Consider the following 24,776-nt stretch of genomic DNA (forward strand, 5'->3'; position numbering starts at 1 on the left):
TTTCTTTTTATGGTATAAAACAGAAAGATTAGTTCAATAATTCAGCAATTTTATCTTCAAGCGCTTGACCTCTTAAGTTTTTAGCGATGATAACACCGTTTTCATCTATGATGAATGTAGCAGGGATAGACTTGATGTTATATTCCTTAGCGATAGGGTCGTTAAAGTAATTAAGATTAGATACATGATGCCATGTTAGGTTGTCCTTTTCAATAGCTTCTAACCATGCATTTTTAGCATCTTTTTGACGCGGAGAACCATCTAAAGAAACCCCTACGATTTCCAACCCTTTATCATGGTATTTTTCATAAACTTTAACAACATTTGGGTTTTCACGACGACATGGTCCACACCAAGAGGCCCAAAAATCGATAATTGTTACTTTTCCTTTAACGTCACTCAACGTAATTTCCTTACCATCAGGCGTTGGAGCAGTAAAATCTGGAGCCTTGCTTCCTTCAGCTGTAGCCAAAGCGGCATGAAGTGAAGTACCAATGCCTTTTCCTGGGCGCGTTTCTTTCATCTTTTCTGGCATGCTTTGGTAAATGTCGTTGATTTCCTTTGCTGTCCCTTTTTTTCTGTTTAAAAGGCTTTCAAGGATTAACATTGCTACAAAAGAATCTTTGTTTTCTTTTACAAAGTTCATTTCGTAATTTTCACTATCCGTCATTAATTGTTTATAGGATTCAGTGGCTTCAGCAAGCTTTGCCGAATCGTTCTCAGTTTGAGCCAAACGCATTTCGTTACGAATTTCAAAATTCTTTTTGCTCAAATTAAGATTGTGCTTTTGGTACTGTCTTAACAGATTATTTTCTTTAGATCCCTGAGCTAGAGATTTATTTAAACTGTCTTTGTAAATGATAAGGTCAATGTTATCGTTCTCAAGAACAAAAGGTAGGTTATAAGTCAGGTTTTCTACCGAAACAAAGTGGACATCCAAATTGTCGGAGTTTCCAACAAAAGAAAAGCTGTTGTTGTTTACTTCGGTGGTATCAACATCAACTAGTTTATTGTCTTTAACTGTTTTTAAAAATACTTTGGTGCCATTATCAATACCGGCAATATCACCATTAATGGTGTAACCGTTTGAAGAAGTTTCGTTGTTACAGGCAGTAAGGGCTAACAATCCAACTCCAGTTAATAAAGCGTGTCGTAACATAAGTTTTGCAAATTTAAGTTTAGGCAAATATAATAGGATAAACTATAAAAGCTAAATTATTACGGTGTACAAGTTTAAAGATTACAAATCTGTTAACATTTTACTACTTTTGTGACATGAAACAAAACGATACCATTATTGCTTTGGCATCGCCTTCTGGAGCAGGTGCAATAGCCGTTTTAAGGTTGTCCGGACCAAAGGCTATAACCATTGCCGACAGCGCATTTAAATCGGTTCATGATAAGCTCTTACAGGACCAAAAAACGCATACCATTCATTTGGGACATATTGTAGACGATGGGCGTGTAATTGATGAGGTTTTGATATCGGTTTTCAAAAACCCGAAATCGTATACAGGAGAGGATGTGATTGAGGTATCGTGCCATGGTTCTACTTACATCCAGCAAGAAATTATTCAACTATTTTTAAGGAAGGGTTGCCGTATGGCCAGCGCAGGAGAGTTTACCCTTCGTGCTTTTTTAAACGGAAAATTGGATTTAAGCCAAGCCGAAGCTGTTGCCGATTTGATTGCCAGCGATTCTGCAGCTTCTCACCAATTGGCAATGCAGCAAATGCGCGGAGGCTTTTCTTCGGAAATAGAAAAACTAAGACAGGAACTGTTAAACTTTGCTTCGTTGATTGAATTAGAGCTTGACTTTGCCGAAGAGGATGTGGAATTCGCCGATAGGACTCAGTTTAAGGAATTGTTGGAGCGCATTGTTTTTGTGTTGAAACGTTTGATAGATTCTTTTGCTGTTGGTAATGTGATTAAAAATGGAATTCCGGTAGCTATTGTTGGAGAGCCTAATGTTGGTAAATCTACGTTGCTTAACGCCTTGCTTAATGAAGAGCGTGCTATTGTAAGTGAAATAGCAGGAACGACACGAGATACCATTGAGGATGAAATCATTATTAAGGGTATTGGATTTCGATTTATTGATACAGCCGGAATCAGGGATACCAAAGACGTAGTTGAGAGTATCGGGATCAAAAAAACCTTTGAGAAGATAGAGCAAGCTCAAGTGGTAGTTTTCTTGGCAGATGCTTTCAATTTAATTGAAAATGGATTGGTTGGCTCTTTTAAGATTGAAATAGAGCGCATCAAGAATAAATATCCACAAAAGCCATTGGTGATTATTGCCAATAAAGTAGATCGATTAAGTGAGGAAGCGATTCAACTTCTTACCAACGAGATTCCCGAACTTCATTTATTATCAGCTAAAACAGGAGTAGGGGTAGAAGAGCTTAAAGATAAGCTACTGGATTTTGTGAATACCGGAGCTTTACGAAATAACGAGACCATTGTTACCAATACGCGTCACTACGATTCTTTATTGAAGGCTTTAGAGGAAATCCAAAAGGTGAAATACGGACTGGAAACAGGGCTTTCTGGTGACCTTATGGCTATAGATATTCGTGAGGCATTGTATCACTTTGGAGAGATAACCGGGCAAGTTACCAATGATGAATTACTGGGTAATATTTTTGCCAATTTTTGCATCGGTAAATAATAGACTGCATCGGGGAGTCTCTTTTAGATAGGTTTCATCCCATATTAATTGTGTATTTGATGCTTAAAAATTCTATAAGCTGTTTTTGTTTTTTTGAGTTTTGGCTTCCTTCATCATCTCTATTAAAACCTGTTTTTGTTGTTTTTTAAATTCCGGTTCAGACCAAAGCCTATGATTTCCTTCTGCATATGCTTTAGCATTTTCATAATACATCAAGGAAAGAAATCGGTTCTTTATTGTTTGTTCCAAAGCTTTATCACTGCTAATATTTTTTACAGTCTCTCCTTCTCTAATGACAGTGCCCGCCTCTATAACACAACCGTCTTCAACCACGGCCCCATCCAAAATCATTGCTCCAGATCCAATAATACAATCATTACCAATAGATGCTCCATGAATTAATACTTTGTGACCAATGGTGCAATTTTTTCCGATGATCACGGGATGCCTATAGCCTACATGAATGATGGTTCCATCTTGGATGTTAGTTCCTTCATTAACCTGAATGAAGTGGTCTTCAGCTCTCATGACCACAAATGGCCAGACTGAAACTTTTGATTCTAGTTTATACTCACCATAAAGGCATGAGCTAGGATGAACAAATACATTGTTTTCTTTTTTTATCATCTTTATGATTATTTGGTAAGGTAATGAGCTGATGTTGAGTTTCTTGAGGAATCAAAACTTTCAGGTCTGAAACTTCCATGAAGGATATTACCGTCAAATAGTATGGCATCTCCCTTTTTTAATTCTGGACCAAATCTACTTGATTTAATCTTCTCAAGTATTAATTCAAGGGTTTCTTTCCCTTCTTTGTAAATGCAAAGCATTTGGCTGCTATTTTGCGATTCATAGTTCTCTTGTTTCATGGAAGATAGTATTCGGTATTTGCCAAAAAGGGTGTCAATTTCCTCCGAAAAATACCCAGGTTGCAGGAGTTTGTGTGTTCTAGGATAAACAAAGAAACCGCCATTTTTAGGAGAGATGTCTTCGAGGGCTACCCAAACGCCAAGCATACGCTGTTGCTGTTTAAATATCAATGAATCAAAATGTTGTTCCGTACCCCTGTTGCTCTCAAAATACATGGTTTTATAAAGCTCAAATTCTCTGTTGTCAAAGCTTGAAATAAAACTTTTGGCTTTATTAGAGTTAAACAACTTTAAAAAGGGATCTGAAATATTTGTATCGTTTTCCAGATGTAGGTTCATAAGAGGATTAACGACAAATCCACTTTTTGTAAATCGATTTTGTTCGGGGCTATTGCTTTTTATTCTATAAAACTCTTTTTCGCTGTATTTGATGCTGTCTTGAAAAGCTGTTATTATCGCTTCACATTCATTATCAGTAAAAAAATTATTAATAACTAGAAAGCCTTGCTGATCAAATAAAATTCTTTCTTTGGATGTCGCTTTCCTGTTTTTATCAAATTCACAATAAAGTTCAGTCATATACTCATTTGGTAATTTCTCAAACAAATATAAACAGGTTTACCTTTAATTAATTGAACTTATTAACTGAAGTATTAAAATCTAAATTCAATTTTAATTACGTAAGAAGTGTATTTCATCAGAATAAAAGTCAGATAGTCCAAATTATTTGAATGGGGTAAAATCATTTTATAGGTTAGCATTCTTAAAATCAATTATTTGATTTTGTGTTAAACTCCCTATTCAATCCTAAAATGAAAAAATATATTTTAGCTGCGCTTGCCCTAGTATTGACTTTATCTTGTTCAAATAATGATGATATTGTAAAACCACCACAAGAATTAATTAAAGGAAATTGGGTGGAATTTTTACCATATTCACCAGTTTCATGTGAAATGAATACTCTAAATTTTTTTAATGATGAGGTTACCATGAAGACTATGACAAGAAGTAACCCATGTACTTATGAGAACACCACATATTCCTATGGTTTGGAAAATTCAACCCTAACATTTTATGAAACATATGAAAATGGGGAGATAGGAGTTATTCAACAATTTCATGTCGCAGAGCTCGGGGAACAACTTCTTACCTTTTATCCTATTTCTCAACCAAACACTTCCGAAGAAAAAGGTGAATTTATATACTTGAAAGAGTAATTTAAATTGGTACTTAGTTTTGACATATATCTTTACATCTTCACATTAAGAGTAGGATAAGGAAACATAAAATCCCTTGGTTTTTACTTCACCAGACATTTCTTTGAACATATTGTTTCTCCCTTTTTTAAGACAATACGTAAAAGACCATTTTTACCCATCATTATTAGTACTGAAAACTATTATCTAAAGAGATTAACAAAGCTTTTGGTCTCTTTGAAACCTCTGTAATTTAATGGCTCTATTTTAATTTTATTTTATTGACAGTTCATTTTGGGAGCCCTTACATTTGCTGACAGTAAAAAAATATCAGTTTTACTGAAAGTTTTAAATACCTAAAGCGTCAAAGCCCTAATACAAAGAAAAAATTATGCACATAAAAATATGGTCCGATATACGCTGTCCATTCTGTTATATTGGAAAAAAACACTTCGAAACTGCTTTAAACAATTTCCCTCATAAAAATAAAATCACCATAGAATGGAAAAGTTTTGAGTTGGACCCTAATTTGCAAACAAACCCAGATACAGATGCATTATCTCATTTTGTAGAAAGTAAAGGGATTGAAAAGGAACAAGCTATACACATGTTTGATAATGTAACAGCAATGGCTGCAAACACTGGTCTGGAATTTAATTTAGAGCAATCTATTCCTGCAAATTCCCTTAACGCTCATAGACTTTTACACTTTGCTAAACAACAAGGCTTAGTAGATCAAACAAAGGAAACTCTCCTTTTTACTCATTTAAGTGCTGGTAAGAATATTGATGATATCAATGTCTTAACAGAATTAGCCAAATCTTTAGGAATGGATGAGCTTAAAGTAAAGCAAATGCTAGAATCAGATGATTTTGTATACGATGTAAGACAAGACGAAATGGAGGCCAGAAACCTAGGGATTAATTCGGTGCCGTTTTTTGTTTTAGATAACAAATATGGCATTTCAGGTGCACAACCTGTTGAGGTTTTTACTCAGTCACTACAAGAAATTTGGGAGAAACATCAAAGTAACTTAGAGGTTTTAGTAGGTAACAACGCTTGTGATGTTGAGGGTAATTGTAATTAATAGTGAATCCTATAATGGTATTCATTAGAGCTTTGGTAATGTAACCTTTTCTTTTTTGAGGAATATTTTAATTATATGATATCAACTACTAGTGTGAGAGTTTGCTATACTTTTCAGAAACTTAAATACAAAATAAACAGAATAGCGACTTGAGTTTTAACTCAAGTCGCTATACCTAATTCAAGTAGTTTTTATTTTAGTTTTTTTAATAATAATTCTGCAACTAGTTCTGAAGATGATGGGTTTTGTCCAGTTATTAATAAACCGTCTTCAATTGCATAAGGATTCCAATCAGCTTTTTTTGAGTAAATCCCCCCATTATTTTTAAGCATGTCTTCTACTAAAAAAGGCACAACTTTAGTTAATTGAACAGCTTCTTCTTCTGTGTTTGAAAATGCGGTGACTTTCTTTCCTTTTACCAACGGTTCTCCATCAGTGTTTTTTGTATGCTTGAATATAGCAGGTGCGTGACAAACCGCAGCAACAGGTTTACCGTTATTATAAAAATCTTCAATTAAATTAATTGAGTTATTATCTTCAGCTAAATCCCATAATGGTCCGTGACCTCCTGGGTAAAATACTGCATCATAATCTGCTTGATTTACTATTTCTAATTTCAATGTTTTAGATAAAGCTTCTTGAGTTTCTTTATCTTCGTTAAACCTTACGGTTGCAGGAGTTTGAAAATCTGGAGAAGAACTTTTGGGATCTATTGGAGGTTGACCTCCTTTTGGAGAAGCTAACGTTATTTTTACTCCATTATCTTTTAATAAATAGTAAGGAGCCGCAAACTCTTCTACCCAAAAACCAGTTTTCTCTCCCGTACTTCCTAATTCTTCGTGACTTGTCAATACAAATAATACTTTTTTCATTGTTGTATCTTTTTGTGTGTTATTACCTAGCTTTTGTTCTTTAACTTTGCTTTTATTTGTGTTATTACCACAAGATGAAAGTAGAACTAAAGCGATTATCATTGTTGTTAATCTTTTCATATGATATCTAATTTATTAATAACTACAAAATTATAGTATGAAGCTATTTTAAAAATTGATGTATGATAATTAAATCAATCTTGAGCTATTTCTCTCCTTATTCTGCTGAGGCTTTCTGTAGTTATTCCTAAAAAAGAGGCTATATGATAGTTTTTTACACTTTTTTCGATGTTTGGGTAGGTGTTTAAAAAAGACAGATATCTTTCCTTTGCAGACTGAGCTAAACTCGCTAAAATTCTTCTTTGAAAACTAGTAAAGGCCTTTTCCATTTTTTTTCTAAAAAAGGATTCTAATTGAGGTACATCCGAAAACAATTCCTCCATATCTTTTCTGGAAATTTTATACAAGATGGCATCTTGAATAGTTTCAATATTCATTATGGCTTTGGTTGTAGTGAAGAATGCTGTATAGTCACTTATCCACCAATCATTAATTGCAAATTGTAAGGTGTGTTCTTTACCTAATTTATCGATAAAATAGGTTCTTAAGCATCCGTTGCTTACATAATATTGGTTATAAACAGTCTCATCAGCTTTTAAAATCACAACACCTTTTTTTAAATTGAGTTTTTCAAGTTTACTTTCAATAAGATATTGTTCTTTTTCAGAAAGAGAAATGTCTTTAAATATTTTTGATACTATTGAGTTTTCGGAGTTCATTTAAATTACTCAAACAGTTTGTGTATGATTTTGTTATTTAAGTGTAAAGTTAAAGTTTTGTAGAAAACCATAGTATAGCCGTAAGGACTTTCCTCGGGAAAGTCCCTAGCCATTAATTCTACGGTGCCCTAAAAGTTTATTTTTTAATTACCCGTTTTGGAAAGTAGTAATATATAATGATAAAGGCTGTCTTTTTAGGACAGCCTTCAAATTAGTTTCAATCGATATAAAAAGTTATATAATTACAACTTTCTTGATCGTACTGCTTCCTTGTTCATTGGTTATTTTTAAGATGTAAACCTCATTCTCATTTAAATTTTCATTGTTGATTTTCACACCTTTTAGGTTGTAAATAGATAACTCAATTTTTTCATCGGTTAGTACTGTAATTTTAGAGTCGTGAACTTCAATAACGTAATCGTTAATTATAGAGAAATCATCTGCAGAAAGTACGATTGAAGAATTTTCATAAACCTTAACATGCCCTGAGTCCAATCCATTGCCATCATTACCAGGGGCACCTACAGCTAAAATTGATCCATCACCAGATAAACAAACTGCATCACCAAAATAGTCTTCACTAGCTTCCCCGTCGATATCTTGACCAATTTGAACCCAAGTCCCTGATTGGTTTTCAAATACTCTTACATGGCCAGAATCACTTCCATTACCATCATTAGAGTCTGCTCCTATAGCAATAATACTACCATCTCCAGATAAACAAACAGACCAACCAAAATAGTCTTCACCAGCTTCCCCGTCGATATCTTGACCAATTTGAACCCAGGTCCCTGATTGGTTTTCAAATACTCTTACATGGCCTGAGTTGGTACCATTATCGTCGTTTTCAATCGCTCCGACTGCAACTATACTACCATCATCAGACAAACTTACAGAGAAACCAAAATAGTCCTCACTAGCTTCCCCGTCGATATCTTGACCAATTTGAACCCAAGTCCCTAATTGGTTTTCAAAAACTCTTACATGGCCAGAGTCGAATCCATTGCCATCGTTTGAATCAGCTCCTATAGCGACTATATTTCCACTAGCAGATAAACTTACCGTCGAGCCAAAATAATCGTCACTGGCTTCACCATCGATATCTTGTCCTATTTGAACCCAAGTTCCAGCTTGGTTTTCGTACACTCTTACCTGACCAGAATCAACTCCATTTCCATTGTTAAAAGGTGCTCCAATAGCAACAATGTCACCATCATCCGATAGGCTAACTGAGTAACCAGAATGGTCGTCACTGTTTTCTCCAATTATATCCTGTCCAATTTGAACCCAATTGCCAGATTGATTTTTAAAAACTTTAACCTTACCCAAGTTTGAATTATTAATACTTATGCTGTACCAATATGAACCAATAGCAACAATATCCCCATCAGCAGATAAACTTACAGACACACCAGAGTAATTAAAACCAGTATCACCGTCAATATCCTGCCCTATTTGAACCCAATTACCCAATTGATTTTCATACACTCGAACATGTCCAGAGTAAGTCCCATTGTCACTGTTATAGTCTGCACCAATGGCCATTATTGAACCGTCATCAGAGAGGGATACTGATACTCCAGAGCCATCTCCAGAATCCTCTCCGTTAATGTTTTGACCAATCTGTGTCCATTGCCCAAAGCTATAAAGAGAGTTAAAAAACATCGCTATTAAAAGAAAGTAAAGTTTAGTCATATTTGTCAGTTTAAAGTTGAAAGTTTACCCCGTTAAAAATAGACTTAATTCCTACAAAAACAATTGTTTTTACAAAATTTGAAAGAGCGCGTTTTTAAAGTTATAGCTTTTTCTGAAAACCCCAATAATTGAAAATATGGTTATAAATTTTTTAAAAGGCTTCTCCTATTCTAAAATAAAATCCCCAGTCGCCTTTACCTACAGCAGCATCAAGTCCAATATTGAATTTTACGTTTTTAAATGCTCTGTATCTGTAACCCACACCAATACCGGGATAAAGCCCCCAATCGAAATCTTCGGTATCAGAACCATAGATCGTTGAAAGGCCGGCAAACCCCACCAACCCCATTTTGGGGTTAAAATTATAGCGATATTCACCTTGCAGTGCCATTTGTCCGTCACCTCTGTATTTACCTTCCGAATATCCACGAATGTCTTTGCCTCCAATAGTAACCTGTTGTTCAAAGGGGATGTTACCAAGCCCAAAACTTCCAAAAAATCGTGCTGCAATCACATCAGTCTTATTACGTAAACTGTAGTATTGGTTTAGAATTGTAACAAATCGATTTGCAGTGTTATTATTCCCAACCCATTTGGGGTAGGTTATCAAACGGAGTCTTAACTTTCGCCCATAATAGGGGTAATATACATCTGATCGGGTATCCCAAAGTGCATTTAATTCCAGCCCATGGGTTCGGGTAATAGAGGAGGGTTGAACCTCATCTTCATAATCTGTATCATAATACGAAAAGGTATAGGTTAAACCTCCATATAGGTGTTCAACAATACGTTTTTGAACTCCTGCACTAATGATACTTGTTTTGGTACCATAGTCATAAAAGCCCGGAGCTTCAAAATCGTCTAGATAGAATTGAGAATTATGGTTACCGGTCACTGCAAATAAATTTATTCTCCACCGATCTTCATTGAGGTATAGTTTGTTGAATAAAGCTATGAAATAAGAGCTATTTGTAGTATAAACTGCAGAAGCGCCAGAAAGAGATTTGGGAGAAATAGTGTCGTTTTTAATAGGGTGGTACATTACCATTGGAATAGCACCAAACATAAATTTCAAATTCCGGTTGTAGTTAATGAACGGCATTACCGTAAAGTCTATTTTCTTTTCTTTTTTTACTTTAAGAAGGGAATCGGTTTTATGTTGTGCTATTGAAGAAACAGAAAAACCAAGGGTAAGAATCCAAAATGCAGAAGTAATTATGGTTACTGATATTAACTTCATTTATTAATTTTTTTAAAGGAATGCTGCCAAACGTTTATCGGTTTATCTAAAATAAATAAAATAAACGTATGTGTTAGTAAATCAGTCGGTTAAGTTTGTTTGAGAGGGGGAGTAATCGATAGTATCTGGAACATTTATCGGGAAATAAATCTCATAAAAGTAACAACCTGAATACTTTAAGTGAATTTTTCTATCTATTTACTCTATTCGTTAGCTTTTATTTAAAAGATAAACATTATGTTTTATCACTATTGGCCTGAAAACTTAACATTGCTATTAGGTTAGTTCAATGTATTTTTGCAAACTGAAATAAACTAGCTAACTATGAAAACTTTGGATTCAGGACTTTTAAACGTTATTACATCAAAAATCTGTAATTTTAAGAAATTAGACAATATCCAGTTTTTGGAGCAGGAGAGTAATGAGGATTACAAATGTTTCAAATTGTCTTATTACACAGAATTTGAGGGATTTCATGTTTGCAGAGTGGAAATTGACTTAAAAAAAGAAAAGCTTTCCATAGGTTTAGATGGTGATTCGTTTTTGGGAACATTTAAATTTTCTAACTCCAATTTAAGTAGCGACAGTTTTGAAGCCTGTACTTGCGAAACCCAAGAACCGAGTTTGTTTTGCTAATAATTAACAGGGAGTTTATTTTATACAAAAAGCCGCTTAATTTTAGCGGTTTTTTGATTTAAAATCGATGATTGAAGGAAAGAATATAATAAAGTGGTTCTTTGGTTTATTTCAGCTTCAATAAAGTGATTTTGGATTGAAATACGGATAGGTAACTATTTACTTTAAACAAGAACGTTTTCTGAATCTGAATCGGCACAAAAAACAGCTGAAACTCGTGATTGGTTAACGATTTCAACCATTTGTTCCACGGTCATTCCTGCTTCAATATTAAATATGTTTAAATCGGTGTTTTGCTCCTTGTTTACATTGTCGATCAGATAGCCTTGCTTTATTGAAATGGAAGTGCTTTTGGGGAATCTTACCATAGTTTTTAGATCCTCTATATCTTTGTCCATAAATATCAAGGATGGATTGTTGTTTAGAATATTTACATCGACACTTCCTTTCCAATTACGGCAAATCAACAGAGCTATAAGAGTTGATAAATCATTGTTCTTAACACTGAATGTTTCCTTCCAGTCATCGGGGACATTGGTCATCCATAGATTGATGTTTTTTTCCAAAGCCAAACTGGCTGTAGAAAATGGAATATAAACTATCAGCCCAAAATTATTCTTTTTAGTATCCAGAATAAGGTTGTCATAATAGGCCAAATTTGAGGAAGCAGGATCAATGCTCGAAAAAATGGTATTGGGTTTAAAAAAGGCGGCTTTCAATGATTGCATACTCAAATTCACTGTTGTATTAAAATCAGTATTATCTATAACTGTAAAAGAAGCCGATAATTCACTTTCCTTAAATTTAGTGACGGCATTTTCAAGAAAGTTTTCCATATATCGCTGTTCCATATCATCCTCATTTCTGAAAGCCAGTATTTTTACCGAACCTTTAGGGTAAATTATAGAATGTATTAGTTTAAAAGAACTTCTGAGTTCTTTTTGCATGGCTACTGGCATTAGCAAATCTGGCCGCCACGATCTAACTTCCCTTTCTTGCCGTAAACTGCTTGTTTTTTTTGTAGCCCATTCTGCTAAGGCGGTAAAGAGACCACTTCTTGAGTCTCCAACTGCAGATTTAATATTCTTTTTAACGAGATAAAGATAAAAGAGAACAATGAAAACGATAGAAAACAGAGCAACCATAACGTTTATTACAAACATTATGGCAATTGAGCCCAAAGCACCAATAGCGGGAACAATGGTAGGGATTTTTAGGGTAGGCCTATAACTCGGTAAACCCAATGTTTGTTCAACTAAAGCGACAACATTTACCATGGCATAAGTAATCATAAAGAACATAGTGAGTATTGGAGCTATCGTGTTTAGGTTTCTCAGAGTAATACCAATAAGCACAATTATTGCGGTTATTAGCATAGCATTAACCGGTTCTCCTTTTTTAGAAAGTGTTGCTATGAGCTTACTTTTAGGGATGATGTTTTTCTCTCCTAAGGCTAGCAATATGCGTGGTGCTCCAACAAATGAACCAAGTGCAGATGAAAGGGTAGCTCCCAACAATCCCGCAAGAACCATGGGGCCATACAATGCTTTGTCTATAAAAATGGTGTAATTTTTTACCAGTTCGTCGGGAGTAGCTATAACCGAGGCTACAAATATTAGACTCAGATAAATAACTGTTGTGATAAGTACAGAACTAATTGTTCCCAAAGGGATGCTTTTTCGTGGATTGGTAAGGTCTCCAGACATATTTGCTCCTGCCATTACTCCCGTTACTGCAGGAAAAAATACTGCGAAAACCGTCCAAAAAGAGGAACCCTTAAAATTGTTTTCAACAGAACCTGGGTACTTTCCATACCATTCAATGTCAAAATTTAATTCGTTTACAAATAAAGCTCCGTATATAGATACTAACGATAAAAAAATTATACCCAGAATTACATATTGTATCTTAAAGGCAAAACTAGTGCTTACAAAGGCAATTATCATAACAATGGCAAAAATGACCATATCCATGAGAAATGGATTTATTGTAGGTAAAAGGGTTTGCAGGCCCTCTCGAAATCCAAAAATGTACATAGTAACAGCGATGGCTTGGGCAAAGTAAAAAGGAATCCCTATGGCTCCACCTATTTCCAATCCAAGGGATTGAGAAATCAAGCTAAATGCACCTCCACTGCCAATTCTTACATTGGTAGTAATAGATGATAAGCTTAGCGCTGTTGTAAGCGTAATAGCTATAGCCAAAAGTACAATAGCTAAGGCACCTATAACTCCCGCGTTACCAACAACCCATGGTTGTCTGATATACATAATCACGCCGAGGATAGTTAGCGTTGTTGGTGTAAATACCCCTGTAAATGTACCAAAGGTTTTCTTCTGTATTGGTTTTGTACCCATTTCTTAACCCTTAAAAATAGTGTCAATTAATCTTAAACCATGGTCTTAACTGTTAAGTCAATTGCATTTGGGGGAATTAATATTTTTACTAGAAAGTGTGGGGCAATGTGGGCTTATATTCTTCTAAAATTAATAAAATTGAATTTTATACCGGAATAATTTTAAAGTGGGAGGCATATTAATGAGATAGTTTCTAAAAAATTGATCAACTTTAGTTTAGGTCAGTCATTATTTTAGGGTTGAAACTCATCAAATTTAATATCCTGAAAAATAAAACTCCCTAGACCAACAAAAAGTTTAAAAAATGAGTTGAAATATCAAATCTGCAAAATGATAGCACTATTGATAATTAGTTTTCGATTTTTACTTTAATCTGGTCTAAAAAATACTAGGGGCTGATGTTTTTAATGGGTGGTGTGATTGCTTTCAGTATTTATTATGAAACTAAGGGTTTACTGAGTTTTGTTCACTTTTTTATTAAACCTTAATTATTTGTTGTAATGTTTAATTTATCAACCCATATTTCTCGGTTGTTAACAACAAAATCTGCATGGGTATCATTATAAAACCTTAATCGAATTCCGTTATCAACGATCCCTCCGGTTTTATGTTCGGAAACATCTTTCATTTCTGGTAAGTCGATTGATTTGTTGAGTTTTTTTAGGTTGAAATTATGGGATTGGAAAATCAAACGTTTATTGGTTAAGTATAACTTCCCGCCAAAAGCATTCCATTTGTTTTTAAAGTAATTAGCCGCATCTTCAAAAATAATGGTTTCGCCCACCATTAACTTTGGAGCTTTTACACTTTTAAGAAATAGAGGCTTCATCAATTTTAATAATGCAGGGAAACCGAATCCCATAAATACACCAAATAGTATTGCTTGAACAACAATGGATACAATTGTTTTAGAAGAGAAATCATCTGCTAAAATGAAATAGTTAATTAGATAAATTAGGATGCCATATACAATGATATAATATATGGTCAATAACAAGTTGTATTTAAGTTTTACTTGAGGCATTGTTTTTACTTTTAAATAAAAAGCGAAAGATAAAGATATAAGTGGTTTGAAAACAATTTTACTGAAATTTAAAAATCCACTCCAACTGAAAAATAAAAGGTGTTGGCATTAATTAATTTACGTTTCACATTGTTCTTTTCCATTTTATTAAGGTCCGATTGTCCTTTATAACCTATACCAAATGAAAAACAGTCGCTAATTTTCATTTTCATGCCTAGTTGTGTTGATAATCCAAAATTCCACCCAAGTCCTTTTTCTTTTGTGTTGCCTGAAGTAGTTTCCAACTCCTGCTTTAGTAAGTGGTTGGCATACCCTCCAAACCCGAAAATAATCTTGAAATTTTCACTTTGCCCTTTAAATGAACTGGGCAGTAGGTTCCAATTTAGACTTACGGGAATCTGTAAATAAGTATTCTGTATATTGGCGTTTTCACCGTTGCTAAAAGTATTGGCATCAAATTCCATTAAACCAATACCTGTTCCTATTTTTGTGTTTTTTGCAATTTTCATAGAAAACAAAAACTCACCACTATTGATAAAACCATTGAGTTTGGGCTGGCCAGTTTGTTCCAGTTTGGCAAAACCAAGATTGCCATTGGCAGTAATGTCAAATTTGGTTTCCTCCTTTGGAGGAGTGGTTTCATCGTTTTGGGTAAAAGCAGAAAATGACGAAATTAGTAAGGCAAGCGAAAAGATTTGTTTTTTCATTTAGGTTTTTTCTGTTAAAGGATGTACGAAAATAAATAACGGTAAATGCCGTGAAATATTACTTTTTTGTTTGTCCAGTATTTTGAAATAATGAAGTAGCGAATATGTATTATTATTATTATTATTATTATTCCAAATGTTTGTGGATTATATTTTTGTGATATTTTTAGAAAGTAATAATTAAACGATGAAAACAACAATTCTAACAGTAGCAGCTTTATACGGCGGACTGTCTGTTTTATTTGGAGCTTTTGGGGCTCATGCTCTTAAAAAAATATTTACCGAAGACCAACAGAAAAGTTTTGAAACAGGGGTAAAATATCAAATGTACCACGCCATAGTATTGTTGGTAATAGGTTTTCAATTTTCTTTCCAAACAAGTTTAGAACGTATTATGGGATGGTGTTTTGTAGTGGGGGTATTTCTATTTTCCTTTAGTATTTATGGACTTTGTATAAGTTCAGCCAAAGGAAGTAAAATGAAGTTTCTTGGTCCAATTACACCATTAGGTGGTTTGTTGTTGTTATTAGGTTGGGCGATATTATTGGTACAATTTATCCTTTAAAAAAACAAAAGAACCCAACTGTTGCAGTTGGTTTCTTTTGTTGGAAAAAATCTTAGATGTATTAGCTAATCTCTTGAGACTTTAATGCTCGATGTTCTATCATTCCAATCGTCATCACTTAGGCAGCTTACATCATCATAATATGTTTTACTACGTCCCTCGAAATTACTTTCTCTGTAAAGGGTTATTTTATAACCTCGTGGAACTCTAATAGAAGATAAATTATCGTTACCAATACCTAGTTCATCATAGTTATAGCGTCCAACACCTAGTTTATTGCTACCTCCTTTGAAACCGCAATCTTTATATAGGGTAACCCCATGATCGCTATTATAATGACGTCCTGAATGATAGTTGTCATCACGACGATCATTATGAGAACTTCCTTGGCAAAGGGAGGTAGATGTTTTTGTTACAGAAGTAACTCTGTCATTTTTTACAAACATAATAAGACAACGATTATCTCTGCTACGATACCAATACAGCGACGTTAAATTGGAATTTCCACCAGTTTTTGTGACTCTGTAGTTTTTGTCCTGTAACATAGATGAAGCTCTGGATTCAGACATCCCACTGAGATCTGATAAGCGCACATCGTCTCCATATCCATGTGAGTTATGAGAACTAGATCGATCTTTGTCACAGTCAAAGTCAGGTGATTTAACAACAGATCGTACTCTACCGTCAACTAGCTTCACGGTTACACATTCATTTCTCCTGCTATTCCACCAATTTTGATAAATTCCTGAGGTGGATTTGTCTACTTTTTCTAAGCGATAGCCTTTGTCTTTCAGTACTTCTTCCGCAGATCCACCGCGCATGTCTACTATTTCGTCCAGATTATAGGCTCGCTGTTGGCCAAAAGTCGAGGTGCTCAATAAAATAAAAGCAATTACAGCGATAAGTTTGTTAGTGCTCATGAGATAAGAAATTATGGTTAAAAAAATATTTGCAACTCAAAAGGCAAATACATAACATTTTATTTACACCGAGAGGTGTGAAAATATTCTTTAGTCAAGTGCAGGTTTTTTTGGGGTAATTTTTTGTTTTCGTAAAGTTTTGTTTGTGAGGGGTGTATGATATAAATATAGTGAAATAAATTCAGTTTATATTATGGTTTTTTATAGAATATATTGATGTAATAATTTGATTTTAAATGCACTACATGTAAATACTCGGTTTTGTAATAGTCGCTCTATTTGATTATTAACCTGTAGTCTAAAAAGACTTAGGACATATATCGTTATAATGAGTTTTCGTAATAAAAAAAGAGACTGCTTAAAGTCTCTTTTTTATGTCCTAGCCAAAGGCTTTATTTGTGATTTAACAATAATACTTTTGTCATTATTTATTCATCATTATCATCGGCTCGTTTTAGTATTGCCTCAGGCAATTCTTTTTTAGCTTTAGCTCCCATTTTTTTGAGTTTTTGAACACTGTTAACCAAATTGCCTCGACCTTCAACAAGTTTGTTCATAGCGGCCGAGTAATCTGTTTTGGCGGCATCCAGTTTTTTGCCCACTCCCATCAAGTCTTTTACCAGTCCTTCAAATTTATCGTAAAGAGCACCAGCTTGGCGAGCAATTTCAAGGGCATTGCGCTGCTGTTTTTCATTATTCCACATGGTGTCTATGGTGCGTAATGTGGCTAATAGGGTGGAAGGGGTAACGATTACGATGTTCTTTTCGAAGGCCTTGTTGTAAAGCGTAGGCTCTTCGTTAAGTGCAACCGCAAATGCAGGTTCTATAGGGATGAACATTAATACAAAATCTGGAGACTCGATATCATATAAATCCTGATAGTTTTTGGCTGAAAGTTGATCGACGTGTTTTTTTATGGAGTTGACATGCGCCTTTAGGAATACTTCCTTTTCACCATCTTCAGAATTGATGTATCGGTTGTAGTCGGTAATTGAAACCTTAGAGTCGATAATCATTTTTTTATTATCCGGAAGGTGAAGAACAACATCGGGCATCACTCTAGAGCCATCTTCACGCGAAAAACTTTGCTGTACAAAATACTCGCGATCTTTTTCCAGGCCAGACTTTTCAAGAACACGTTCCAAGACCAATTCACCCCAGTTACCTTGCATTTTACTGTCTCCTTTAAGTGCCTTTGTTAAGTTGGTAGCTTCCTTGGTCATTTGCATATTCAAGTCCTTTAGCCCCAACAACTGTTCTTTAAGCGCCGAATGCATGGAAATACTTTCCTTTTGATTGTCCTCAACTTTTCTCTCAAACACCTGAATCTTTTCCTGAAGTGGACTTAAAAGCTGCTTGATATGATTCTTGTTTTGCTCTGCAAATTCTTTGTTTTGTTCTGTGAACTTGCTCGATTTCTCATCAAGTATTTTATTGGCCAACAACTCAAAGTCCTTGCGTAATTGTTCTTGTTGCTTTGCCAATTCTTCATCACGTTTGATGTTTTGTTGCTGAAGATTGTCGAATTCAGTATTTTTGCGAGCCAATTCAGCATTTAAAAAATCCTTTTCACGACGAATATCTTCACGTTCAGCCTCTACTTTTTCAAGGCTTTCCTTTAATTGTGAGATGTTTTGATTAAGCTGATATTGGCGTTCCTCCAGCGTGCTTTTTTCGCCTTTACTTTTTAATTTGCTAATGGTTAAACCAATGTAGGCACCAATTCCACCAGAAAGGAGAATGGCTAAAACAAGGATAAGATTGTCGTTCATATGAATACTGGGAATTTGGGTAAAGATACTTATTTTTTCAGTCTAAGAGTGATTGGTTTTGTCTCATGGAAATACCTGAAGTAAGACTACTTTTTAATTCTAAAACTCCCCGTTTTATCATCAAATTCGATTAAATCTTTAGGAAAAAGTTTCTCAAAACTACCTTTAGTTATAAGGTTACAAGGTGAATCCGTTTCTACTTCTCCTTTAGTCATGATAATAATCTTATTGCAAAGTTGGTTTGCTAAATCGATTTCATGGGATGAAAAAAGGATGGTTTTATTGGTTTCCTTGGCCAGCTTTTGCAATAGTTTTAAAATGTATGCTTTGTGGTACATGTCCAAGTGGGTAGTAGGCTCATCAAGAATAATCAGGTCGGTGTCTTGTGCCAAAGCACGAGATATCATGGCTTTTTGTAATTGTCCATCGCTTAGCTCATAACACTTTTTGTATTTTAGATCTTCAATATGTGTAAGTTCAAGGGCTTGGTTGACTTTTGTTTTGTCTTCTTGGGTAAGATTACCAACCCAATTGGTATAGGGTTGTCTCCCCAAAGCAACCAATTCTGCTACCGATAAGTTTTTAGAAGCTACTTGTTCAGTGAGTACAATACTCAAAGATTTGGCTAAATCTATACTGTTATAATTTGTAATGGATTTTCCATTTATATTAATATCACCACTTAGAGGTTGTTGTACTTTGGTTAGCGTCCGTAACAGCGTAGATTTTCCTATACCATTGGCTCCAATCAACCCTACAAGTTCCCCTTTTTGAAGAGTAATATTTATACCTGAGGCAATGGTGGTTTCACCTACTTTAGTATGGTATCCTATTTTGAGATTTTTGGTTTCTAAAACGATATGTAATTTGTCTTCCGTCACGATTTATTTTTTAAAATACCATACTTCGTTTTCTCACCAATAGCCAAATTACAATCGGAGCACCAAACATAGAGGTAATTGCATTTATAGGTAAAGTATAATCACTCGCTGGTAACTGGGAGATACTATCGCATATTAACATAATAATAGAACCAAATAGAAATACAGCAGGGATAAGGATTTTGTGGTTTGAAGTGTTGAAAACCAATCGCGTTAAATGTGGAATGGCCAAACCGACAAAAGCAATTGGACCCGCAAAAGCCGTAATGGTTCCAGCTAAAAGGCTTGTAGCAATGATGATGGTCATTCTAGCTTTTTTTATATTGAGTCCTAGACTACGGGCATAATTTTCCCCAAGTAATAGGGTATTGAGAAATTTTATTCCCAAAATGCAGAACACTAATCCAATAGCGTAAATGATGGATAATATGATGAGTTCGTTCCAACTCAAATTGCCTACACTACCAAATCCCCAGAAAATATATTGTTGCAGCTGTTCAGCAGAACTGAAATAACTCAGTACGCTAACAATGGCAGCAGTAATACTGGCAAACATTAATCCAATAATCAGTATAGCCATTGTATCTCTAACCTTTGCAGATACCAACATGACAGCCAATAGAACCAAGAAACTACCTAAACTAGCTGCAATAACGACGCTCCATTTGGAAGCCAATATAGCCGAGAATACACTACCGAAGATAGATGTTCCCAAAATAACCAAAGCAACGCCTAAACTCGCTCCAGAACTTATGCCCAGAACAAAAGGTCCCGCTAAAGGGTTTCTAAACAAGGTTTGCATTAACAATCCGGAAATTCCGAGTCCAGAGCCTACAATTATTGCTGTAAAAGCCTTTGGTAAACGGTAATTTAATATGATATATTCCCAAGAGGAGTTGTCTACAGAGCCAAAGAGACTTTCGAAAACAGCTTTAACAGGAATCAACACAGAGCCTAGACATACATTGGCAAAAAAACAAATAACCATTATTAGGCTTAAAATGATAAAAGGCTTTTTGTAGTTGGATTCCATAAAACAGTTGTCGTAGTTTAAACGAATTTAGTAAAACCCTTTTTAATTCAGTTTTTTAAAGAAAAAAGGCTCATAATCAGGAAGAAGGTTAGGGTGGCAAATTTTTATTAAATCCTTCAATACAATATCGGGACGAGCCATTCCCAGCTCATAATACAAAACTCCATCTGTTGCTCCAATTGTATTGGTAAATGCATAGACCTCTCCGGTTTTAAACGCTTTAAATTGCGTGTAATGAGGATTGGCATTTTGAATTTCTTCGAGACTTCTGTAATGTGATGGACTTAACCAGATATCGGCCTCCTGTGCTTGGCTTAATACGGTTTCGAAGTTTAAGGATAAACTACCACCACCATGTGTGTCTTGCCATAAATAATTGGTGTTGGCATCTTTTAAAAGCTGCCCTTCGGCGCTGCTGCCTTTAGGTAAATGCCAAACATCCTTGGTCATGGCGCCACTTAAAATAGAAGGTTTTGTTTTAACCTCATTTGCTATTTTTTTTGCTTCTAAATAATCGTTTTCAATGTTGTTGAAAACCTTGTTTGCTAAATCGGATTTGTTGAAAAGTGCACCAAAAAACTTAATCCATTCGGCTTTGGCTAGGGGGGAAGCTTCCATCCAGTCACCATTGTAAATCACAGGGATATTTGATTTTCTTATGGTTTCAAAGGTTTTATTGTTACCATCAATTCCGAATCCAACTACCACATCGGGTTGTAGTGTTAAAAGAATTTCGGTGTTGATACCTTCGTTTTTTCCAAGTTCCTTAACCAATTCGTTATCAATTCTGGTTCTTATCGATTCAGAAGAAATGTAATCGGTTCCAGGAAAACCTACCAAAGTTTCACTAGAGTTAAGTAAATCCAAAGCAGGGATATGGGTTGTCGATGTGACTACAATTCGTTCAACGGGAATTGTAATAATACCGTCAAAACCATTGGGTTCATTCTTAAATTTTTTGTTTTTATTTACCAAAAGGTATTTATAATTCTTTTCTGCATCCGGCCAAGGATTTTTTATTTCCAAAACTTTATGGTCACCATAGTCGGTGACACTAAATCCGGTAGCGTAAGTCAGCATCATTGAAACACCTTTATTTTCATTATCAGAATGGGTGTTTTTTTTGTTTTTACAGCCTGTAAAAACTAGGTTAAAAAGGAGAATGATGGCTATTAGCTTTTGCATTTTGAAAGGGTATTTGAGAGCCCAAAATTAAGATTATTTCCATTTTTGATGCTGTTGATGATGAAATTCTTTACTTTTGCGCCACGTTTGGTTCGTTTTGGAAAATGTTTCCAAAAGGATTAAAAGGGAATCAGGTGAAACGAAATACAATTGTTAATTCCTGAACTGTTCCCGCAACTGTAATCTTAGTTCCATTTTTGGAATGCTTGCTGGCACTACTTCATACCACTGATTTGTTTTCAAATTGGGAAGGTCGCCAACAGGACGAGAGTCAGGAGACCTGCCAAGCGCTAATGATTTTTTAAAAGACTTTCGGGTAAAAGGTCTTGGCGTATGAAACATCTTTTATTAATACTAGCACTAATTTGCTGTTTTTCAGTACAGGCACAAACCGATTCCATTCAGGAGTTGGACGAGGTCATATTGAGTGATGTTAAGCTAAAACGTTACACTTCTGGATTTAAGGTTGAAGTGCTTAACGATTCGGTTTTAGCTTCCAACACAGTCTCAATGACTGATTTGTTGAGCTTCAATTCCAATATATATTTCAAGGAAAACGGAAAGGGGATGGTATCGTCACCTTCATTCAGGGGAACTAATGCATCACATACGGCTGTAATTTGGAACGGTATCAATATCAATTCCCAGTTAAATGGTCAGGTTGATTTCAATACCATTGCAGTATTTGGCTATGATAATATTACTATTCGAAGTGGAGGAGGTAGTGTGCAATATGGAAGCGGAGCCATAGGAGGTAGTGTGCACCTAAATAACGATTTGGAATTTGGTAAGCATTTTAATAATACACTTAGTTTGAGTTATGGAAGTTTTAATACCAGGTTACTGCAATATAGATTGAAGGCTGGAGAAAAACAATGGACAGCCGATTTTGGTTTTTCTTGGAATACATCAGATAATGATTATCCTTATTTAGGTACTGAAAAGTTTAACCAAAATGGAGAGTACAAGAATCTTGGAGTGTTTGCTAATTTTGGCTACGCTATAAATAAAAGACATAGTATAAAACTTCATAACCAATCGTTTATCGGTGATAGGAATTTCTCTGGCTCATTGGTGTCACCTTCCCGAAGTAAGTATACAGACAATAACTATAGAACACTTTTGCAATGGGTTTTTGTGAGCGATAAATTGGCATCTACTCTAAGTACTGCATATTTGGTAGAATCATTTAAGTATTTTGAGAACAAAAACTCTGACAACTATAGCTCTGGAGAGGTATTTAACAGTTTAGTAAAGCATAATTTGGATTATAAGTTTTCCAACCGTTTACGTTTCAGTAGCATTTTGGAATACAATAACTTTAGAGGTTCAGGTAGTAGTTTTGGAGATCCTGAACGGGACGCTTTATCAGCTACTGTATTGGCAAAGCATCAGTTGACAAACAGATTTGTTTACGGTGTTAATTTACGAAAGGATTTCACATCTGGATTTAAAAGTCCGTTTGTGGCATCTGTAGACGCTGCCTACCTGGTTTCTCAAGAATACAAACTGAAACTAAATGCTTCCAAAAATTTCAGGGTACCAACGTTTAATGATCTCTATTGGCAACCAGGGGGTAATCCCAATTTAAAGCCAGAATCGTCATATCAAGTTGATTTAGGGCATGACTTCACTTGGAATCACTTTAATTTTTTACTGAACACTTTCTATATCGACACTAATGATATGATCCAATGGAAACCTATTAATGGAAATACATGGAGCCCAATAAACATTAATGAGGTTGAGCAATACGGTTTAGAGCTAAAAGTGGCCTATAAACAAAAGTTCGATAGACATTCTCTAAATGTTGAAGCGCATTACAGTTATACGGTGTCTCAAGATAAACAGACCAAGCGGCAGCTTATTTATGTGCCATTGAATAAGGGAGGACTTAATTTAGGTTATGCCTACTCTCAATTTGGGTTGTATTATCAACAGTTGTTTAATGGGGAGGTTTCTGTAATAGGCGGCGATTTGGAAGGATATAATGTAGCGAATGCAGGGGTTCGGTTCCAATCGAGATCTAATAGGAATGTAGGTTACTCATTAGACCTTAAAATAAATAATATATACAATGCCTATTACGAAGTGGTGCCAGTAAGACCTATGCCTGGACGGTACTATAATGTAAAACTAACTTTAAATTTATAAGACTATGAAACTAAGAAAAATGACTGCATTAGTACTTGTTGCTAGTGTATTTTTTAACTCCTGTAGCAGTGACGACGATTCAGCACAATCAGTACCTTTGGGTGATTATGAAAATGGAATACTTGTTGTAAATGAAGGTGGATATGGAAATGGTAACGCCTCAATCTCCTATGTGACTGATAATATGGTTGATGTTGAAAATGGCGTATACCAAAACGTAAATGGAACATTATTGGGAGATACTGCTCAAAGTTTAGCGTTTTATGGTAATTTGGCTTATATAGTTGTAAATAATTCTCAAAAGATAGAAGTTGTTAATCGTTACACCTTTGAATCGGTTGCCAGTATTGATTCAGGGCTTTTTAATCCACGTTTTATTACTTTTTCAAATGGAAAAGGATATGTGACAAATTGGGGAGATGGGTTTAACGCCGATGATGACTTTATTGCAGTGATTGATCCAATCAATAATTCTGTTGAAACAATCATTCCTGTTCAGGAAGGTCCAGACAAGCTTTTGGCAAATGGTGGCAACCTATATGTTTCTCACGGAGGAGGCTATAATACCAACAATATAGTTTCAGTGATTAATACTAGTACCAATAGCGTTATTACAACAATTTTTGTGGACGATAAGCCAGATGAAATGATTACAAATAGTCAAGGTCAACTGGTTATAATGTGTGAGGGAGGAATACAATACGATCAGGATTGGAATATTGTTGGGCATACTCAGGCATCATTTATAACTATAGATACTGTTACAAATGAGGTAATCGCAGCTATAGATTTTCCAGCAGAAAAACACCCTTCATTAATGACCTACAGTGCAGGAGAAATATACTATTATCTTGAAGGAGGTATCTATAATGTAAATGAAAATGCTAATGAATTACCAGTAAGTTCAATAATAAATCAACCATTATATGGAGATTTAAAGGTGTACAATGATATGGTTTTAGGAACTAATACAGATTTTGTTAATGGTACCGGTGAATTGGTGATTTTCGATCTTGGTACAAATTCTTTGATTGATAATAAAGAATTAAGAGTAGGAGCTTCACAAATCTACCTTAATTAAGAAAGATAAAAGTGCATAAAAAAACGCTTTCAAATTGTTGAAAGCGTTTTTTT

The 24,776-nt window shown here is 35.0% G+C and carries 22 protein-coding genes and 1 riboswitch; of the genes, 7 read left to right on the plus strand and 15 right to left on the minus strand.

Annotated features, from left to right (window positions below; all coding sequences use genetic code 11):
* Positions 1 to 28: 28 nt before the first annotated feature.
* A complete protein-coding gene (locus tag PWU04_RS03620) occupies positions 29 to 1,159 on the minus strand; it encodes a TlpA disulfide reductase family protein (protein ID WP_274474450.1) in 1,131 nt (376 codons plus the stop codon).
* Between the two features lie 116 nt (positions 1,160 to 1,275).
* On the opposite strand from PWU04_RS03620, the gene mnmE reads away from it, so the two are divergent.
* Positions 1,276 to 2,670, plus strand: a complete 1,395-nt coding sequence (gene mnmE / locus PWU04_RS03625; protein ID WP_274474451.1) for a tRNA uridine-5-carboxymethylaminomethyl(34) synthesis GTPase MnmE — start codon at positions 1,276 to 1,278, stop codon at positions 2,668 to 2,670.
* A 72-nt stretch (positions 2,671 to 2,742) separates the two neighbouring features.
* On the opposite strand, the gene PWU04_RS03630 is transcribed toward mnmE, so the two are convergent.
* Both PWU04_RS03630 and PWU04_RS03635 read right to left on the minus strand, forming a co-directional pair.
* Positions 2,743 to 3,297: a gamma carbonic anhydrase family protein gene (locus PWU04_RS03630; protein ID WP_274474452.1), complete on the minus strand. Its 555-nt coding sequence runs from the start codon at positions 3,295 to 3,297 to the stop codon at positions 2,743 to 2,745.
* Between the two features lie 8 nt (positions 3,298 to 3,305).
* Positions 3,306 to 4,145, minus strand: coding sequence for a phytanoyl-CoA dioxygenase family protein (locus PWU04_RS03635; RefSeq protein ID WP_274474453.1), 840 nt, complete (start codon positions 4,143 to 4,145; stop codon positions 3,306 to 3,308).
* A 206-nt stretch (positions 4,146 to 4,351) separates the two neighbouring features.
* Here PWU04_RS03635 and PWU04_RS03640 point away from each other — a divergent pair, with 206 nt between their 5' ends.
* Together PWU04_RS03640 and PWU04_RS03645 are read left to right on the plus strand one after the other, a co-directional pair.
* On the plus strand, positions 4,352 to 4,756 hold the full coding sequence (locus tag PWU04_RS03640) for a hypothetical protein (protein WP_274474454.1): 405 nt from the start codon (positions 4,352 to 4,354) through the stop codon (positions 4,754 to 4,756).
* A 370-nt stretch (positions 4,757 to 5,126) separates the two neighbouring features.
* Positions 5,127 to 5,822: a DsbA family oxidoreductase gene (locus PWU04_RS03645; protein ID WP_274474455.1), complete on the plus strand. Its 696-nt coding sequence runs from the start codon at positions 5,127 to 5,129 to the stop codon at positions 5,820 to 5,822.
* Between the two features lie 191 nt (positions 5,823 to 6,013).
* On the opposite strand, the gene PWU04_RS03650 is transcribed toward PWU04_RS03645, so the two are convergent.
* From PWU04_RS03650 to PWU04_RS03665, 4 genes are all read right to left on the minus strand, one after another.
* Positions 6,014 to 6,814: a type 1 glutamine amidotransferase domain-containing protein gene (locus tag PWU04_RS03650; protein ID WP_274474456.1), complete on the minus strand. Its 801-nt coding sequence runs from the start codon at positions 6,812 to 6,814 to the stop codon at positions 6,014 to 6,016.
* Positions 6,815 to 6,888: 74 nt separating this feature from the next.
* Entirely contained in the window at positions 6,889 to 7,473 is a 585-nt protein-coding gene (locus PWU04_RS03655) for a Crp/Fnr family transcriptional regulator (RefSeq protein ID WP_274474457.1), read from the minus strand.
* Positions 7,474 to 7,707: 234 nt separating this feature from the next.
* Entirely contained in the window at positions 7,708 to 9,168 is a 1,461-nt protein-coding gene (locus PWU04_RS03660) for a WD40 repeat domain-containing protein (RefSeq protein ID WP_274474458.1), read from the minus strand.
* A 151-nt stretch (positions 9,169 to 9,319) separates the two neighbouring features.
* Entirely contained in the window at positions 9,320 to 10,408 is a 1,089-nt protein-coding gene (locus PWU04_RS03665; protein WP_274474459.1) for a BamA/TamA family outer membrane protein, read from the minus strand.
* Positions 10,409 to 10,732: 324 nt separating this feature from the next.
* Between PWU04_RS03665 and PWU04_RS03670 the strand changes: the two genes are divergently transcribed.
* A complete protein-coding gene (locus tag PWU04_RS03670) occupies positions 10,733 to 11,044 on the plus strand; it encodes a hypothetical protein (RefSeq protein WP_274474460.1) in 312 nt (103 codons plus the stop codon).
* 164 nt (positions 11,045 to 11,208) lie between these two features.
* On the opposite strand, the gene PWU04_RS03675 is transcribed toward PWU04_RS03670, so the two are convergent.
* The 3 genes from PWU04_RS03675 to PWU04_RS03685 all read right to left on the minus strand — a co-directional run bounded on the left by PWU04_RS03675 (position 11,209) and on the right by PWU04_RS03685 (position 15,132).
* Positions 11,209 to 13,401 carry an amino acid permease gene (locus PWU04_RS03675; RefSeq protein WP_274474461.1) on the minus strand — a complete coding sequence of 731 codons (2,193 nt, stop codon included), beginning with the start codon at positions 13,399 to 13,401 and terminating at the stop codon, positions 11,209 to 11,211.
* A 484-nt stretch (positions 13,402 to 13,885) separates the two neighbouring features.
* Entirely contained in the window at positions 13,886 to 14,425 is a 540-nt protein-coding gene (locus tag PWU04_RS03680; protein WP_274474462.1) for a GRAM domain-containing protein, read from the minus strand.
* Positions 14,426 to 14,493: 68 nt separating this feature from the next.
* Positions 14,494 to 15,132 carry an outer membrane beta-barrel protein gene (locus PWU04_RS03685; protein ID WP_274474463.1) on the minus strand — a complete coding sequence of 213 codons (639 nt, stop codon included), beginning with the start codon at positions 15,130 to 15,132 and terminating at the stop codon, positions 14,494 to 14,496.
* 187 nt (positions 15,133 to 15,319) lie between these two features.
* On the opposite strand from PWU04_RS03685, the gene PWU04_RS03690 reads away from it, so the two are divergent.
* Entirely contained in the window at positions 15,320 to 15,697 is a 378-nt protein-coding gene (locus tag PWU04_RS03690; RefSeq protein ID WP_274474464.1) for a DUF423 domain-containing protein, read from the plus strand.
* Between the two features lie 65 nt (positions 15,698 to 15,762).
* Here the strand turns inward: PWU04_RS03690 and PWU04_RS03695 are convergent, their stop codons facing one another.
* The 5 genes from PWU04_RS03695 to PWU04_RS03715 form a co-directional block, all read right to left on the minus strand.
* On the minus strand, positions 15,763 to 16,617 hold the full coding sequence (locus PWU04_RS03695) for a beta/gamma crystallin-related protein (protein WP_274474465.1): 855 nt from the start codon (positions 16,615 to 16,617) through the stop codon (positions 15,763 to 15,765).
* Positions 16,618 to 17,045: 428 nt separating this feature from the next.
* Positions 17,046 to 18,389, minus strand: coding sequence for a DNA recombination protein RmuC (gene rmuC / locus PWU04_RS03700; RefSeq protein ID WP_274474466.1), 1,344 nt, complete (start codon positions 18,387 to 18,389; stop codon positions 17,046 to 17,048).
* Between the two features lie 86 nt (positions 18,390 to 18,475).
* The gene (locus PWU04_RS03705; protein WP_274474467.1) at positions 18,476 to 19,270 is read right to left on the minus strand and encodes an ABC transporter ATP-binding protein; all 795 of its coding nucleotides are present in this window, start codon (positions 19,268 to 19,270) and stop codon (positions 18,476 to 18,478) included.
* Between the two features lie 10 nt (positions 19,271 to 19,280).
* Positions 19,281 to 20,303, minus strand: coding sequence for a FecCD family ABC transporter permease (locus PWU04_RS03710; RefSeq protein ID WP_274474468.1), 1,023 nt, complete (start codon positions 20,301 to 20,303; stop codon positions 19,281 to 19,283).
* A 42-nt stretch (positions 20,304 to 20,345) separates the two neighbouring features.
* The gene (locus PWU04_RS03715; protein ID WP_274474469.1) at positions 20,346 to 21,488 is read right to left on the minus strand and encodes an ABC transporter substrate-binding protein; all 1,143 of its coding nucleotides are present in this window, start codon (positions 21,486 to 21,488) and stop codon (positions 20,346 to 20,348) included.
* Between the two features lie 71 nt (positions 21,489 to 21,559).
* A riboswitch (cobalamin riboswitch) is annotated at positions 21,560 to 21,790 on the plus strand.
* Positions 21,791 to 21,821: 31 nt separating this feature from the next.
* On the opposite strand from PWU04_RS03715, the gene PWU04_RS03720 reads away from it, so the two are divergent.
* Entirely contained in the window at positions 21,822 to 23,642 is a 1,821-nt protein-coding gene (locus tag PWU04_RS03720) for a TonB-dependent receptor plug domain-containing protein (protein ID WP_274474470.1), read from the plus strand.
* Positions 23,643 to 23,646: 4 nt separating this feature from the next.
* Positions 23,647 to 24,723 carry a YncE family protein gene (locus PWU04_RS03725; RefSeq protein WP_274474471.1) on the plus strand — a complete coding sequence of 359 codons (1,077 nt, stop codon included), beginning with the start codon at positions 23,647 to 23,649 and terminating at the stop codon, positions 24,721 to 24,723.
* The last annotated feature ends 53 nt before the right edge of the window (positions 24,724 to 24,776 follow it).

The organism is Mangrovimonas aestuarii, from assembly GCF_028767185.1.
Classification (GTDB): Bacteria; Bacteroidota; Bacteroidia; order Flavobacteriales; family Flavobacteriaceae; genus Mangrovimonas_B; species Mangrovimonas_B aestuarii.